Source organism: Streptomyces sp. NPDC002870 (assembly GCF_042888505.1).
Lineage (GTDB): Bacteria > Actinomycetota > Actinomycetes > Streptomycetales > Streptomycetaceae > Streptomyces.
In genome coordinates this window covers 55,270-69,381 of the sequence record NZ_JBIAPW010000035.1, presented here as the reverse complement: position 1 = coordinate 69,381, position 14,112 = coordinate 55,270, and the positions used below count along the sequence as shown (strand labels likewise).

Sequence of the window (14,112 nt, the reverse complement as noted above, 5' to 3'; positions counted from 1 at the left end):
TCGAAGGGGCCAAGGTGCACCACCACCGGCGAGCAGTGGAACGAGGCCGACCTGACCTGTCGGTCAGGGGGACGCCGTAGGGGACAGGTAGGCGCGGTAGTCGGTCCGGGGGCCCAGGTCCGGGAGTGGGTGGACGCGCCAGAGGCGGGCGTACGGCGGTGGGTGTCGGTCGCCGGAGTGCAGGATCGCGACCGGGTTGCGGAGCGCCGAGCCCGCCAGGCCCTCCGGCGTGATGCTGGCGTCGTGGCCGGTGGGCTGGCGGGAGGCGCAGCCGGTGCGGAAGGCGACGCGGATCGCTTCCTCCCCGGTGATCAGGCAGGGCGGGCGTACGCCCTGTGCGCGCAGTTCGGCGGCGATGCGGGTGATGGCTGCTGTGTCCGCGCGTACGCGGTTCACGATCCCGTCCAGCACGCGGTACTGGATCGCGAGGTGTGCGGCAACGGCCACGGCGACGAGGGCGACGGCGGCCGGGCGCCGCCGTGGCCCCGCGCGCCAGGCCCCGAGCAGGCATTGCGCCACGGGCAGGGCCAGCAAGGCGTACGCCGGCAGCAGGAAGCGCGGCGCCGCGTAGTCGACGGTGAACAGATAGGGCGCGGCCAGTGCCAGTCCGACCACGGTCGCGAGGACGATCTCCGCGCGGTGGCGGGTATGGGCCGCGGTCCACACACCGCCCGCGACGAGCAAGGGCAGCGCGAAGAACCAGAGGGCGGTGAGGGGATGCCGCCAGGGCACGTCGCAAGGCCGGCACAGGGCGCGCCCGCCCAGTGCGCGCACGTGGTCGTCAATGGCGACGTGCCAGCCCAAGTGGCCCTGGATCTCGCTGCCTCGCCGTAGCCGCGCGAAGAGGCCGTCGTAACGGACGTACGCCTCGATGATCCACTCGGCGCAGCCCAGGGCCGTGCCCGCCGCAAGCACGACGAGCAACAGCGGCCGACGCCCAGCACGCATCAGCACGGCCGCCACGGCGAGCGACAGGGCCAGCCACACCGCGTCGGACGGACGCATCAGCGCGACGAACGCCACCGCCGCGCCCAGGCCGATCAGTGCCCGGTGGTCACCGGGGTCCCGGGCGGCGCGCAGGAAGCAGCCGACAGCCGTGAGCGCCCCGTAGGCGACCCAGAGGTTGGGCATCGCCTGCGGGCCGTAGAACATCGTGACCCACAGGCTCGCGAACAGAGCCCCGGCGACCGCGAGCACGGGAGCAGGCAGCAGCCGCCGCCATACCCACAGCGCGAGGAACAGCCCGCAGCCGACCAGCACGGCCAGGTAGATGCGGAGCGCCTCGGTGGAGGTGGTCAGCGTCGCTTCGGGAGCGACGAGGAAGGTGATGCCCCGGGCCCGGGGCGCACTGAAGAAGGCCGCGGGGGCATGCGGGCTGACCTGGCTGACGTACACGGTCTCGTCCCAGCCGAGTCCCAGGCCGGGCACCACCAGGACGAGCTGGGTGAGTGTGAAGGCGCCGGAGACGGCCGCCAGCCATAGCAGCGGGCGTCCGGCCGCCCCGGCACGTGGGGCGCGCGCTCCGTGCCGCCGCGTCTCTTCACGCGCATCGTGCGGCACGCCGACCTGCGAGCCGACGGTCAAGCGTGATCCCAGCATGCTCTGGCCTCGCTCGACGGTACGGCGGGGGACGGTTTCCCCCAGCCTGTCCCCTTCACGCTGTGGCTGGTCGCGGCGGGCGGCCAGGCGGGCGCGGCACTCGGCCGAACAGCTTTCCCGAACGAGTGAGACGGCGATTTCCCGTGCTGGGCCCGGCCGGTCCCGGCAGACCCGGGCGGCGGAGTGCGCGCGGACGCGCGGACGCAAGGCGTAGGGGCAGGAGTACGGGCAGCAGTACGGGTGGGAGTACGGCTTGGACTACGGGCAGCAGGACGGGCAGGGTGTACGGGCAGCAGGACGGGCAGGGTGTACAGGCAGGGAGTACGGGCAGCAGTACGGGCGGCAGCAGTACGGGCTGCAGTACGCGCCGGGCCGGCGGCGCGAGCAGCGCGTCGTGTCCCCCCTGGTTAGCATCCGCGCAGGGGCAGCCCACGGATGGCACCGGAGGCCGTCATGCACAAGACACCCGCTCCGCGCCTGTCGAGGAACCGTTCAACGCTCGGGCACAAGGTGCGCTACGCGTTGCGGTACCCGCGACGCGTGCTGCCCTACCTGCGACGGGCGGGCCGGGACAGCTGGCTCCGGTTCCGGCACCGCGGGAGTCACATCGCGTACTACCGGGCGGTCATGGCGTCGGACACGGCGAGGAGCCCGGAGGCGGCCGTCGGCGGCGCGCCGTCGCACGACCGCTGGCTCGCGATCGGACAGCTGCAGTACGACTACCTGGTGCGGCACGGGCTGAAGCCGCAGGACCGGATGCTGGAGATCGGGTGCGGCAACCTGCGGGCCGGGTGGCGGTTCATCGAGCACCTGGAGCCGGGCCACTACGTCGGGATCGACATCTCGCCCGACATCCTCGTCGAGGCCAAGAAGACCGTGGTCCACTACGGCCTCCAGGACAAGATGCCGTATCTGACGCCCGTCGAGAACCTGACGCTGGACTTCCTTCCCGATGCCTGGTTCACGGTGGTGCACGCGCACAGCGTGTTCTCGCACTCACCGCTGGAGGTCATCGACGAGTGCCTCTCGCACGTCGGACGGGTGCTGGCCCCCGGCGGCTTCTTCGACTTCACCTACGACCGCACTGAGGGCGCCGAGCACCAGGTGCTCGGCGAGGACTACTACTACCGCACGGAGACGCTGATCCGGCTGGCAGAGAAGCACGGCCTCGTCGCCGGCTTCATGGACGACTGGGAGCGACTGCCGCACGGCCAGTCGAAGCTCCGGGTCCGCCACCCCGGGCCCGACCGGGTCGTCTGACCCTGCCGCGGCCAGGCCTTTCAGGCGGAGGTGAGGCCGGCGCGCGCTGCCGCCATGAACATGGCCTTGGGCGTCTCGAGGTGCTCGTTCGCCTCGGTGTCGCCGATGTCTCGGCACCCTCGGCGGTCCAGGCCCGCTCCGAGCCACCTCAGCCGATCCGCCGGTACCGCCGCTCCGGCCGCCCCGTCCCCCCGTACCGCAGGGTCACCTCCACCCGCCCCGTCTCCGCGAAGTACTCCAGATACCGGCGCGCGCTGACCCGGGACAGGGAGCCCGCCTCCGCGCACTCCGAGGCCGACAGGTCCTCGCCCGGGTGCTCCCGCAGGATCCGTTCCACCAGTTCCGCGGTGTGTGCCGCCAGACCCTTGGGGAGTTCGCGTGACCCCGGCGGACGGGTGCCGAAGATCTGGTCGACGTCCTCCTGGCGGGCCTCGCCCAGCCGGTCGAAGCGGGACCGCAGCGAGGCCACATGCCGCAGCTGTTCCTGCAGCGCCGCCTGGGTGAAGGGCTTGATCAGGTAGTGGAGGGCGCCCGCACGCAGGGCCGCCCGCACCAGGCCCGCATCCCGCGCGGCCGTGATGAACAGGGCGTCCACGGAGGCACGCCCGTCGCGCTCCTCCGCCGCACGCAGCTCGCGCAGCACGTTGATCCCGTCCATATCGGGCAGATAGATGTCCAGCAGTACGAGATCCGGCCGATGCCGCTCGGCCGCGCGCAGCGCTTCGGCGCCGCTGTGAGCCACCCCGACGACCGTGAAGCCCTCCGTCGCGGACACATAGCGGCTGTGCAGCTTGGCGACCATGAAGTCGTCGTCCACCACCAGCACGTTCACTGGGATTCACCTCGCGAGGACGGTCCGCCCAGCCTTGCGGCCCTGCTTGTCGGCCTGGGGGTCCCCCCATGCCCGAAGGGCGGAGGGGGAGGGTCCGGGGGTTGGACCCCGGGAGAGCACAGCATCACGCCGACACGCTAGGCCGCGACCACAAGGACCACAACGTCCGTTGATTCCGGAAGAGAGACAGCTTCTTAACACGCAGGCAACATGTGGGCCACTTCACACCTTTCCCACTCTCCTTCGAAAGGCGGCTCGCGTGCGATTGCGCACTCCCCTCGCCCTGCTCGGGGCGGCGTTGCTGGTGCTCGTGGGGCCGCCGCTGCTCACCGCAGGCAGCGGTTCCGACACCGGCACGCAGATCCCCGGCCTGCGCTTCATGGTCCCCAATACGCCCGGCGGCGGCTACGACATCACCGCCCGTACGGCAGCCAAGAACGCCGAGGACGCCGAACTCACCCACAACATCGAGGTGTTCAACCTGCCGGGCGCCGGCGGCACCGTCGGTCTGGCCCGTCTCGTCGGCGAGCACGGCAACGGCAGGCTCGCCATGTCCATGGGCCTCGGCGTCGTCGGCGCCGTACACACCAACAAGTCGCCCAAGACCCTCGCCGACACCACCCCGATAGCCCGGCTCACCGAAGAGCAGGACATCGTGGTCGTCAGCAAGGACTCCCCGTACAAGACCATCCAGGACCTGCTCGTGGCCTGGAAGAAGAACCCCGGCAAGCTGCCGGTCGGTGGCGGGTCCTCGCCCGGCGGGCCCGACCATCTCGCGCCCATGCTGATGGCGCAGGCCGCCGGGATCGCGCCCAAGACCGTCAACTACATCCCCTTCGACGGCGGCGGCGAGCTCCTCGCCTCCATCCTCGGCAACAAGGTCGCCTTCGGCGTCTCCGGCGTCGGCGAGTACCTCGACCAGATCAAGTCGGGCGAGCTGCGGCTGCTCGCGGTCACCGGCCCCGAGCGGGTCCCGGGCCTCGACGCCCCCACCCTGCGCGAGGCCGGACTCGACACCGACTTCACCAACTGGCGCGGCGTCGTCGCTCCGCCCGGCCTCTCCGACGCCGAGCGCGACAAGCTCATCGGCCTAGTCGAGAAGCTGCACGACTCTCCCCAGTGGAAGGAGTCGCTGAAGAAGAACGGCTGGGACGACGCCTTCCTCACCGGCGACAAGTTCGGTGACTTCCTCGAAGAGCAGGACAAGAGCGTGGACTCGGTGCTGAAGGAGCTCGGGCTGTGACGACAGAGACGGAAGCAGAGACCGAATCCCCCGCCCCGCGCCGCTCCTGGCAGGAATGGCTGCGTGAACACTCCGAACTCGGCGTCAGCGTCCTGCTGTTCGTCATCGGCGTGTTCGTCCTGACGGACGCGCTGACGATGGACGTCGACATCGCACAGCGCGGGCCCATCGGGCCCAGGACCGTCCCCGTCGTCGTCGGCATCGGCCTGCTGCTCGTCGCCGTACTGCTCGCCGTCGACGTGCTGCGCGGTGGCCGCGGCGAGGCCGAGGGCGGCGAGGACATCGACCTCAGCGAGCCGAGCGACTGGCGTACGGTGCTGCTCCTCGCGGGCGTCTTCCTCGCCTTCGCCGTGCTCATCGGCCCGGTCGGCTTCCCGATCGCCGGAGCCCTGCTCTTCTGGGGCGCGGCCTTCGCACTCGGCAGCCGCCACCTCCACCGCGACCCGCTGATCGCCGCGGTCCTCTCCCTGGTCACCTACTTCGTCTTCAACAACCTGCTCGGTGTTCCGCTGCCGGGTGGCCCGCTGATGGGAGTGCTTTAGCCGATGGACTCTCTCAACTCACTCCTCGACGGCTTCGGCACCGCGCTGACCCCGGTCAATCTGCTCTGGGCGGCGATAGGCGTACTGCTCGGCACCGCGATCGGCGTACTGCCCGGAATCGGCCCCGCGATGGCGGTGGCGTTGCTGCTGCCGGTGACGTACGGCCTTGAACCCACCGGCGCGTTCATCATGTTCGCCGGCATCTACTACGGCGCGATGTTCGGCGGCTCCACCACATCGATCCTGCTCAACACCCCCGGCGAGAGCGCGGCCGTGGTCGCCGCCCTCGAAGGCAATCCGATGGCGAAAGCCGGACGCGGCGCACAGGCCCTCGCGGCCGCCGCCGTCGGTCACTTCGCCGGCGGCATGATCGGCACGATCCTGCTGGTCATGCTCGCCCCGACCGTCGCCGAACTGGCCGTCGACATCGGCGCGCCCGACTACTTCGCGATCATGGTTCTGGCCTTCATCGCGGTGACGTCCGTACTCGGCTCGTCCCGTATTCGAGGGCTGGCGTCCCTGCTCATCGGGCTCACCCTCGGGCTCGTCGGCCTGGACCAGATGACCGGCCAGCAGCGGCTCACCTTCGGCTCGCTCCAGCTCGCCGACGGCATCGACGTCGTCATCGTCGCGGTCGGACTCTTCGCGATCGGCGAGGCACTGTGGGTCGCGGCCCATCTGCGGCGCAGCAGTGGCGAACCCATCCCGGTCGGCCGGCCCTGGCTCGGCAAGTCGGATGTCAGGCGCACCTGGAAGTCCTGGCTGCGCGGGCCCGTCATCGGCTTCCCGTTCGGCGCGATCCCGGCCGGCGGCGCGGAGATCCCGACGTTCCTGTCGTACGTCACCGAGAAGCGGCTGTCCAAGCACAAGGAGGAGTTCGGCAAGGGAGCCATCGAAGGCGTGGCCGGGCCGGAGTCGGCGGCCTCGGCCTCGGCCGCGGGCACGCTCGTCTCGATGCTGACGCTCGGTCTGCCGACGACCGCCGTCGCGGCCGTGATGCTGGCAGCCTTCCAGCAGTACGGAATCCAGCCCGGGCCGCTGCTGTTCGAGCGCGAGCCGGACCTGGTGTGGGGTCTGATCGCCTCGCTCTTCGTCGGCATGGTGCTGCTGCTCGCGCTGAACCTGCCGCTGGCGCCCCTCTGGGCGAAGTTGCTGCGCATCCCGCGCCCGTACCTCTACGCCGGAATCATGTTCTTCGCCGCGGTCGGCGCGTACGCGGTGGGCGGCGAGGCGCTCGACCTGGTGATCCTGCTGATCATCGGTCTGATCGGGTTCGGCATGCGGCGGTACGGACTTCCCGTGCTGCCGGCGGTGATCGGCGTCATCCTCGGCCCGGCCGCGGAACAGCAGCTGCGCCGTGCTCTCCAGATCAGCGACGGAAGCGTGACCGGTCTGTTCAACACGCCGTTCTCGGTGACGGTGTACGCCGTGATCGTAGTCCTGTTGGCCTGGCCCTGGCTGAAGAAGCTGATCATGCGCCGCCGTCACGTGTCGGTATGACACAGGACGCCCTCCCCGCCCACCCCGACGCCCCCGGGCGCGGGGTGGGCGGTTCTACCCGAACGCGCTGATGCGGAGAACGGCCCGGGCGACCGCTTCCGCTACCGCAAGTCGCTCGAACCGGTGTGAGCGAGCAGTACCGTCAACTTTCCCTGCCGGGCGAGGAGTTCGAGCTCGTCCAGGGCCCGGACGGCCTGCTCGGCGGCCGCCGGGTCGCGTGTGGCGAGGCCGCTCGCCTCGAACTCGTCCTCGTCCAGTCGCAGCACCGACGAACTGTCCGCCGACACCCACAGGTCGAGGTCCAGGTCCTCGACGGTCAGCTCGTCGCCGTCGGTCGTGGCGGGGCGGGTGATGTCGCAGTACCAGCCCTTGAGCGCGCCGTCGCCGGTACGGACCTCCTTCACCGCGTACCAGCGGTCCCGCCAGTAGTGCTCGGTGAACACATCGCCCCGCTCGAAGCGTACGAAGCCGAAATCACGCTCATCCTCGCCCGCCCACGGAGCGCGGACCACCAGATGGGCGCCGTCGTCCGCGAGCAGCTGCGCGGCGTAGCGGATCTTGGTCTGGCCCGCCTTGACCAGGATCACCTCAACCGAGCGTGCGGACATGACGTACCTCCGTCGCGCAGATTTCGTAGCCGAACCATCTGTTGACAGCCAGCATGGGGCCATTGTCGGCGTCATTGCTGGTGAACGCGTCCGTGTAGCCCGCCGCGCGGGCGCGGCGCAGCGAGTCCGTCTTGGCGAGCTTCGCGAAGCCCCGGCCGCGGTGGGCGCGCAGCGTGCCGGTCATGCCGGACATATAGCGGGTGCCGCCGTCCGACTGCGCGGCGGTGAACGCCGCGACCTCGCCGTCCACCAGCACCACCGTGGTGAGCTCACGGTCGAGGAGCGGGTTGTTCCAGGTGTGGCGGATCCAGTCGTCGTAGTCGTCGAAGTCCGTACTGATGTCGCCGGGCTCGTCCGAGGTGGCCTCGGCATCGGCATGGAACATCGGCCGCGGATCCGCCTCGAAGTCCGCGGCGGTACGCAGCTCGACGCCGGCGGGCAGCTCCGGCAGCGGGGGCAGCGTGCCGTTCGCCAGGTCAAGACGCTGGAAGTGGGCCGGGCGGGTCGGCCGGTACGCGTGCTTCTCGGCGAAGGCCCGGGACTCGGGGTCGTCCATCACCCAGGCGTACACATTCGCCGCGCCTTCGGCCACCAGATGCTCCTCGGCGGTGCGGAGCAGCAGCGACCCTACGCCGCGCCCGCGGTGGTCGGGGTGGACCTGGGGGGTGGCGTACGACTGGCCGGGCTCGGTGCTGTCGTACGCGATGCCGACGTGGGCCGTGCCGACGATCTCGCCGTCGTGCTCGGCGATCAACAGCCGGTACTTCTTCGCGGGGTTGGCGGTCCGCACGCCGAAGAGGATGGACGCCGGGGTCGTCACCTCGAAGGGAAAGGTGGCGCGGCGCGACCGGGCCACGGCTTGGGCGTCCTCGGCATCATGGGCACGGAAGTCACGGACGATCACGGTCATGGGGACGCACGCTACGCGCGGGGACAGCGCCGCCGCCCCCCATTTTCCGGCGGCCGGCCCGGCGGTGGGGGACAATCGGGCCGTGACCTTGAAGATCGTCATTGACACGGACTCGGCGACTGCGCCGTACGAACAACTGCGCGCCCAGATCTCGACGCAGGCGCGCTCGGGCCGGCTGCCCGTCGGCTACAAGCTGCCGACCGTACGGGGGCTCGCCGAGGAGCTGGGGCTCGCGGCCAACACGGTGGCCAAGGCGTACCGCGCGCTGGAGTCGGACGGCGTGATCGAAACGCGCGGCCGCAACGGCACCTTCGTCGCGGCGGCGGGTGATGCGGCGGCCCGCGAGGCGGCCGCGGCGGCGGCCGCCTTTGCGGAAGAGGTCCACCGCCTGGGCCTGACCCGCGCGGACGCGCAGTCGGCGGTGGACGACGCGCTGCGAGCGGCGTACGGGAAGTAAGGAGGCGGCAGACCTGCAGATGCAGCGGCCTGCTTCTGCAGCGGACCTACAGGTGCAGGGGGCCTCAGGGCAGCGGACCTACAGGTGGAGGGGCCCACAGGGCAGCGGACCTACAGGTGCAGGGGCCCACAGGTGCAAGGGGCACACAGGGCAGGGGCCTGCAGAGCAGCGCGCCTGCAGAGCAGCGCGCCTACAGATAAAGCCCCGCATCCGCCCCGTCGTTCTGCGTCGGCACCGACGCCGGCGTGGTCCCGCGGCGCAGGGCGTACAGCTCCGCCAGTGTCGCGCCCTCGCGGCCCACGCCCTCCTCCGTGCCGAGCCAGTTCACCGACTCGGTGCGGGTCAGCGCGCCGACCTCGATACGGGCCAGGCAGCGGCCCGGGCGGACCACCGCCGGGTGGAGGCGTTCCAGGTCCTCGTTCGTCGTCACACCCACCAGGACGTTGCGGCCCTGGCCCAGCAGGCCGTCCGTGAGGTTGAGCAGCCGGGACAGCGCCTGGCCCGCCGTGTGCTTGGCCTCGCCGCGGATCAGCTCGTCGCAGTCCTCCAGCAGAAGCAGCCGCCAGCGGCCCTTCGACGTGCCCTCGTCCTCGCCGATGGCGATGTCCATCAGATAGCCGACGTCGTTGAAGAGCCGCTCCGGGTCGAGTACGCAGTCGACCTGGCACCAGTCCCGCCAGGAGCGGGCCAGCGTGCGCAGCGCGGAGGTCTTCCCGGTGCCGGGCGGGCCGTGCAGCAGGAGCAGCCGGCCCGCGATGTCGTCCGGCGTCACCTTCATCAGCCCGTCCATCGCATCGGCCACCGGCGCCGTGTAGTTGGACCTGACCTCCTCCCAGGTCCCCGCGGCGATCTGGCGGGTGGTGCGATGGGGGCCGCGCCGCGGCGACACGTACCAAAAGCCCATGGTGACGTTCTCCGGCTGCGGTTCCGGCTCGTCGTGGGCGCCGTCCGTCGCCTGCCCGAGGACCTTCTCCGCGAGCTCGGAGGTGACGGCGGTGACCGTGACGTCCGCGCCGCGGTTCCAGCGGGAGACGAGCAGCGTCCAGCCCTCGCCTTCGGCGAGTACGGCGCTGCGGTCGTCGTCGCGCGCGGAACGCAGCACGGACGCCGCCGGCGGCAGCAGGGTGGCTCCGGGCTTGACGCGGTCGATGGTGGAGCTGTGGGAGTACGGCTGCTCGCCCGTCGCGAAACGGCCGAGGAACAGCGCGTCGACGACGTCCGAAGGGGAATCGCTGTCGTCGACGTTGAGCCGGATCGGCAGAGCGTCCTGAGGCTTGGCAGACATGCGCCCATGATCCGGCACGGGGCCGCCGCGCGCACGGTCTTTTGACCGGTGACGCGCCCGGCCCGGTTCGGCTGCGGGTTTCCGCGCCGACGGCCGGTCGGCGGTCGGACCTCCTAAGACCGGCCGGTCGGCGGCTGTTTCTCCCATGGTCGGCCGTACGCCGACCAGTTCTCCTGCGGGCGGCCGACCGGCGGCTGGTTCGCCCGCGGGCGGCCGTGCGCCGACCGGTTCTTCCGCGGGCAGCCGGTCCGCGGTTGCTTCCCCCGCCGGCTCCGTCGTCAACCCCCGCCCCGGCGGATCAGCCCGGCGGCCCGGCGCGCCCGGCGCACCACGGCGTAACCCTTGGTGAGCGCACGGTCCTTGGCGAAGTTCCGCGCGATCGAGCGGCCTTCGACCAGCCGCTCGAACTCCTCGATGCCGGTGGCGCGCCGCACGGTCACCCGCTGCAGCGCGTACGGCCCCTGCCGCCGCACGGCGAGGCCGTTTCCCACGGCCAGCGACTGCGCGAAACCCGCCTCCCGGACCGTGCTGCGGACCCGGCGGCTGGAGTAGCCGTACGGATACGCGAAGGAGAACGGCACCTCGCCCAGCTCGTCCGCGATGACGTCCCGGCAGCGGACCGTCTCGTACCGGAGCCGGTCGTCGTCGACCTGGTCGAGCTGCGGATGGGTGTGCGTGTGCCCGCCTATCTCGGTGCCCGCGGCGGCCAGTTCACGCACCTGGTCCCAGTCGAGCATGGTGTCGAGCGCGCCACCCTCGTCGTGCGCCCCGCGCAGCCAGCCCGTGGAGACGAAGAGCGTCGACGCGAAGCCGTGCTTGGCGAGGACGGGGAGGGCGTGCCTGTGCACGCCCTCGTAGCCGTCGTCGAATGTGATCAGCACCGGCTGCCGGGGCAACGGCCGTCCGCCCGCCCGCCAGGCGTCCCCCAGTTGTGCGGTGGTCAGGGGAGTGAACCCGCGCTCGCCGAGCAGCTCCATCTGCTCGGCGAAGGCGTCGGGCGAGACGGACAGTCCGTACGCGGCCCTGGCCGACCGGTGTCCGACGGCGTGATACATCAGGATGGGGACAGGCTGGCTCACCCGGACGTACCTCCTGTGCTCGGCGCGGCCGCGATCGGTCCTGACGAGAAGGTCGCGCCGCCCCGACGCGCCCGCACGCTCCCCACCACATAGCCGCCCGCCGCCGCGGCCACCCCGGTGACGATCGCGCCCGCCCGCCCCGCGCCGCCCCGGCGGCCGAGCACCGCGTCGCGCAGCCCGCGTACGACTCCGGCCGGGAGCACCCGGGTGGTGTAGCGGCGCTCCGACTCGAGGCCCTTGCCCGCGCCGACACTCCTGGCCACGAGCGCCTTGGACAGGCCCTCGGCATACGCGCGGGTGCGGAAATACCCGAACCGTTCGCGCGCGGCCGGGACCTTGTGGTGGATCACCGCACGGTCGTCGATCAGCAGCACGGCGTCGGGCAGCGCCTTGGCGAGCCGGATGCACAGCTCGGTCTCCTCGCAGCCCAGCGGCCGTTTGTCGCCGTCGCGTCCGATTCCCGTCGCGAAGCCGCCCGACGCCTCGAACGCGCTGCGCCGGAACGACGCGTTGCCGCCCAGCACATTGCGCACCCGCACCTTGCCGGGAGGCAGGCCGCGGTACGTACAGCCCACGACCCAGTCGAACTCCTCGGGGAACCAGACGGGCCTGCGCCTGGACGCCCAGGCGGCCATGGTCCGCCCTCCGACGGCCATCACCCGCCTGTCGTCGTACCCCTCGGCGAAGTACCGCAGCCAGTCGCGCTCGGCCACGGCGTCGTCGTCGAGGAAGGCCACGAACTCGCCGCGGGCCGCCGCGATTCCGGTGTTGCGGCCGGAGGAGAGGCCGCGGGGGCCCGCATTCGCGAGCACCCGCACTTTCTCCCCGTCCGCCGCGCTCTCACTCTGCTCGCCGTACTCCTTGTACTCCTTGGCGAGCCGGTCGAGCAGCGCCGGATTGTGGTCGACCACGAGCAGCGTCTCCAGGGCCGGCAGCGACTGCCGCCGTACGGAGTCGACGGCCGCGAGGATGTCCTCCCAGCGGTCCTCCGTATAGGCGCAGATCACCACGGAGAAGCGCCCGTCGCTCAAGACGCCCCTCCTCGCGGGATCCCGATGCTCAGCGCCGCCGGACGGCGGCGCGCGGCTCTGCTCACGCCCTTCTCCTTGAGGATCACTCTGAGGACGCGCAACCCGTCCCGTACGGCGCTGAGGTTGCTGACCCCGTGGATGCGGAGGTATTCGTGGCTGGGCACCTCCTGCACCCGCAGCCCGGCCTTGACCACCCTGATGTTCATCAGGGTCTCGATCTCGAAGCCGGTGCAGTCGAGGGTGATCCTGTCCAGGCAGTGCTTCCAGAAGGCGTTGTAGCCGTAGCAGAGGTCGGTGTACCGGGCCCCGAACTTGGCGTTGACGACGGTGCACAGGACCCAGTTGCCGAACTTGCGGATCGGGGTCATGTCGTCGGTGCCTCCGCCGTTGGCGAAGCGGGAGCCCTTGGCGAAGTCGGCGCCCGAGACGAGTGCCGAGACGTACGACACGATCTCCTGGCCGTCCGCCGAGCCGTCCGCGTCGACCATCACGATGATGTCGCCGGTGCAGGCGGCGAATCCGCTGATGAGGGCATCACCTTTGCCCTTGCCGACCTGCTTGACGACCTTGACGTCCGGCCACAGTTCGCGGGCGACCTCAACGGTGTTGTCGCTGGAATTCCCGTCGACCAGGACGACTTCATGAATCCAGTCGGGCAGGGTCTTGAAGACGTACGGAAGATTCTCCGCCTCATTCATGGCGGGGATCACGACGCTCACCGGCGGCGTGATCGCGAGATGTGAGGAGATCGGCCGGTACGCCGCGGCTATTCTGCCGGCTCGGTTCGCTTCCGGTCCGGCTCCTGCTGAGTGGGCGGCCCCGGATTGTGTGGCTGAATCCGTGGCCGACTCAGCGGTGTTGCCATGGTGCGACGGTGCAATGAACGGATCTTGCCCCGGAGCGGCCGGGTGCAGGACTGAGCTCATGAGTCTGATTTCCCTCTCTACCGGTGGACTGCCCGCCCCCGGGCAGTCCGGATGAGTTTCCGGTTCGAAAGGGGGGTTGTTCTCACCCCGGCCATGACGGCACAGCACTCCGTACTTGGTGGGTGAGCTGGCAAAACTGGCCGCGCGGTGTACGGCTCGGATTGAGCGCGAAAACCGAGCACGGCACCCCCCTACCGCGCCCCGCTCCGGACCCATCGCGACGCTCGAGCCCTCCCCTAGAGCCGCTTTGCATGATGGACCGTTGCGGGTGGATGTACGACGGTATTGATGATTAGGACTGTATGGCAAGTCCTGGAACGGGGACTCACTTTTTTACTTTTTTGATACCGATTCGGTGGTCAGATACGGAACCTCCCGATCGGATTCTCTTGATCCTTTTCATCAACCGGTCTGCCGGATCGATGTGTTCCGTATTCCGGATACGCCGTACCGGTGTCCAGAGGAAGAGAAGGGCGGTGATCACGGCGACTGCCGTGATCCCGCCATTGGCCGTCAGGACCCGCGGTGACGAGAGGGATTGGGCGATGAGCAGATCGATGGTCACCGCGCCGGTCGCGGCCACGGTGGCACGGGTGGCCGGATCCAGCCGGTGAAGTACGGCGGCCAGCCCCCCGGCCGGCCCCGCGAACAGGAAGAAGAGGATGAACGGCGCGCGCAGCGGCGACTGCGCGCCGGTGAGCGCCAGTGTGACTCCGGCCCCCGAGACGGCGGACGCGACGCCCGCGAGAGTCGGCAGCAGATCCGTTCGGACTGCTGACGGCTTGTCCCTCGTCGTCTGCATGGCCGACTTTGCCCCCAAGGTGCCGGTTTCCGGGTGTC

The 14,112-nt window shown here is 70.6% G+C and carries 14 protein-coding genes; 5 read left to right on the top strand and 9 right to left on the bottom strand.

Annotated elements, in window-relative coordinates:
- Positions 1–63: 63 nt before the first annotated feature.
- On the bottom strand, positions 64–1,599 hold the full coding sequence (locus ACFYWY_RS31325) for a hypothetical protein (RefSeq protein ID WP_389192526.1): 1,536 nt from the start codon (positions 1,597–1,599) through the stop codon (positions 64–66).
- Positions 1,600–2,052: 453 nt separating this feature from the next.
- Here ACFYWY_RS31325 and ACFYWY_RS31320 point away from each other — a divergent pair, with 453 nt between their 5' ends.
- Positions 2,053–2,859 (top strand): class I SAM-dependent methyltransferase, encoded by an 807-nt coding sequence (locus ACFYWY_RS31320; protein WP_389192523.1) that lies wholly within the window; start codon positions 2,053–2,055, stop codon positions 2,857–2,859.
- A 148-nt stretch (positions 2,860–3,007) separates the two neighbouring features.
- Here ACFYWY_RS31320 and ACFYWY_RS31315 read toward each other — a convergent pair whose 3' ends face one another.
- Entirely contained in the window at positions 3,008–3,685 is a 678-nt protein-coding gene (locus ACFYWY_RS31315) for a response regulator (protein ID WP_389192586.1), read from the bottom strand.
- A 265-nt stretch (positions 3,686–3,950) separates the two neighbouring features.
- Between ACFYWY_RS31315 and ACFYWY_RS31310 the strand changes: the two genes are divergently transcribed.
- Genes ACFYWY_RS31310 through ACFYWY_RS31300 form a run of 3 tightly spaced genes read left to right on the top strand, consistent with a single transcriptional unit; the run spans position 3,951 to position 6,976 of the window.
- Positions 3,951–4,934, top strand: coding sequence for a Bug family tripartite tricarboxylate transporter substrate binding protein (locus ACFYWY_RS31310; RefSeq protein WP_389192520.1), 984 nt, complete (start codon positions 3,951–3,953; stop codon positions 4,932–4,934).
- On the top strand, positions 4,931–5,476 hold the full coding sequence (locus ACFYWY_RS31305) for a tripartite tricarboxylate transporter TctB family protein (RefSeq protein ID WP_389192518.1): 546 nt from the start codon (positions 4,931–4,933) through the stop codon (positions 5,474–5,476). Before ACFYWY_RS31310 ends, ACFYWY_RS31305 begins: the two co-directional genes overlap by 4 nt.
- A 3-nt stretch (positions 5,477–5,479) precedes the next feature.
- Positions 5,480–6,976: a tripartite tricarboxylate transporter permease gene (locus tag ACFYWY_RS31300; RefSeq protein WP_389192515.1), complete on the top strand. Its 1,497-nt coding sequence runs from the start codon at positions 5,480–5,482 to the stop codon at positions 6,974–6,976.
- Between the two features lie 101 nt (positions 6,977–7,077).
- Here ACFYWY_RS31300 and ACFYWY_RS31295 read toward each other — a convergent pair whose 3' ends face one another.
- Positions 7,078–7,584: a DUF402 domain-containing protein gene (locus ACFYWY_RS31295; RefSeq protein WP_389192512.1), complete on the bottom strand. Its 507-nt coding sequence runs from the start codon at positions 7,582–7,584 to the stop codon at positions 7,078–7,080.
- Positions 7,565–8,494 (bottom strand): GNAT family N-acetyltransferase, encoded by a 930-nt coding sequence (locus ACFYWY_RS31290; protein ID WP_389192509.1) that lies wholly within the window; start codon positions 8,492–8,494, stop codon positions 7,565–7,567. The genes ACFYWY_RS31295 and ACFYWY_RS31290 overlap by 20 nt, the downstream gene beginning before the upstream one ends.
- 82 nt (positions 8,495–8,576) lie before the next feature.
- On the opposite strand from ACFYWY_RS31290, the gene ACFYWY_RS31285 reads away from it, so the two are divergent.
- Positions 8,577–8,951: a GntR family transcriptional regulator gene (locus ACFYWY_RS31285; RefSeq protein ID WP_389192507.1), complete on the top strand. Its 375-nt coding sequence runs from the start codon at positions 8,577–8,579 to the stop codon at positions 8,949–8,951.
- A gap of 190 nt (positions 8,952–9,141) precedes the next feature.
- Here ACFYWY_RS31285 and ACFYWY_RS31280 read toward each other — a convergent pair whose 3' ends face one another.
- From ACFYWY_RS31280 to ACFYWY_RS31260, 5 genes are all read right to left on the bottom strand, one after another.
- Entirely contained in the window at positions 9,142–10,236 is a 1,095-nt protein-coding gene (locus ACFYWY_RS31280) for a DUF5925 domain-containing protein (RefSeq protein WP_389192504.1), read from the bottom strand.
- A 278-nt stretch (positions 10,237–10,514) separates the two neighbouring features.
- Positions 10,515–11,291, bottom strand: a complete 777-nt coding sequence (locus ACFYWY_RS31275; RefSeq protein WP_389192583.1) for a polysaccharide deacetylase family protein — start codon at positions 11,289–11,291, stop codon at positions 10,515–10,517.
- 20 nt (positions 11,292–11,311) lie between these two features.
- On the bottom strand, positions 11,312–12,346 hold the full coding sequence (locus ACFYWY_RS31270) for a glycosyltransferase family 2 protein (RefSeq protein ID WP_389192501.1): 1,035 nt from the start codon (positions 12,344–12,346) through the stop codon (positions 11,312–11,314).
- Positions 12,343–13,272, bottom strand: a complete 930-nt coding sequence (locus ACFYWY_RS31265) for a glycosyltransferase family 2 protein (RefSeq protein WP_389192498.1) — start codon at positions 13,270–13,272, stop codon at positions 12,343–12,345. Before ACFYWY_RS31265 ends, ACFYWY_RS31270 begins: the two co-directional genes overlap by 4 nt.
- Positions 13,273–13,597: 325 nt before the next feature.
- The gene (locus ACFYWY_RS31260) at positions 13,598–14,074 is read right to left on the bottom strand and encodes a hypothetical protein (protein ID WP_389192496.1); all 477 of its coding nucleotides are present in this window, start codon (positions 14,072–14,074) and stop codon (positions 13,598–13,600) included.
- Positions 14,075–14,112: the final 38 nt, after the last annotated feature.

Coding starts and splice junctions, on each gene's coding strand:
- ACFYWY_RS31300 (WP_389192515.1), top strand. CDS start 5,480: ATGGACTCTCTCAACTCACTCCTCGACGGCTTCGGCACCGCGCTGACC.
- ACFYWY_RS31260 (WP_389192496.1), bottom strand. CDS start 14,074: ATGCAGACGACGAGGGACAAGCCGTCAGCAGTCCGAACGGATCTGCTG.
- ACFYWY_RS31325 (WP_389192526.1), bottom strand. CDS start 1,599: ATGCTGGGATCACGCTTGACCGTCGGCTCGCAGGTCGGCGTGCCGCAC.
- ACFYWY_RS31280 (WP_389192504.1), bottom strand. CDS start 10,236: ATGTCTGCCAAGCCTCAGGACGCTCTGCCGATCCGGCTCAACGTCGAC.
- ACFYWY_RS31295 (WP_389192512.1), bottom strand. CDS start 7,584: ATGTCCGCACGCTCGGTTGAGGTGATCCTGGTCAAGGCGGGCCAGACC.
- ACFYWY_RS31320 (WP_389192523.1), top strand. CDS start 2,053: ATGCACAAGACACCCGCTCCGCGCCTGTCGAGGAACCGTTCAACGCTC.
- ACFYWY_RS31290 (WP_389192509.1), bottom strand. CDS start 8,494: ATGACCGTGATCGTCCGTGACTTCCGTGCCCATGATGCCGAGGACGCC.
- ACFYWY_RS31275 (WP_389192583.1), bottom strand. CDS start 11,291: ATGTATCACGCCGTCGGACACCGGTCGGCCAGGGCCGCGTACGGACTG.
- ACFYWY_RS31265 (WP_389192498.1), bottom strand. CDS start 13,272: ATGAGCTCAGTCCTGCACCCGGCCGCTCCGGGGCAAGATCCGTTCATT.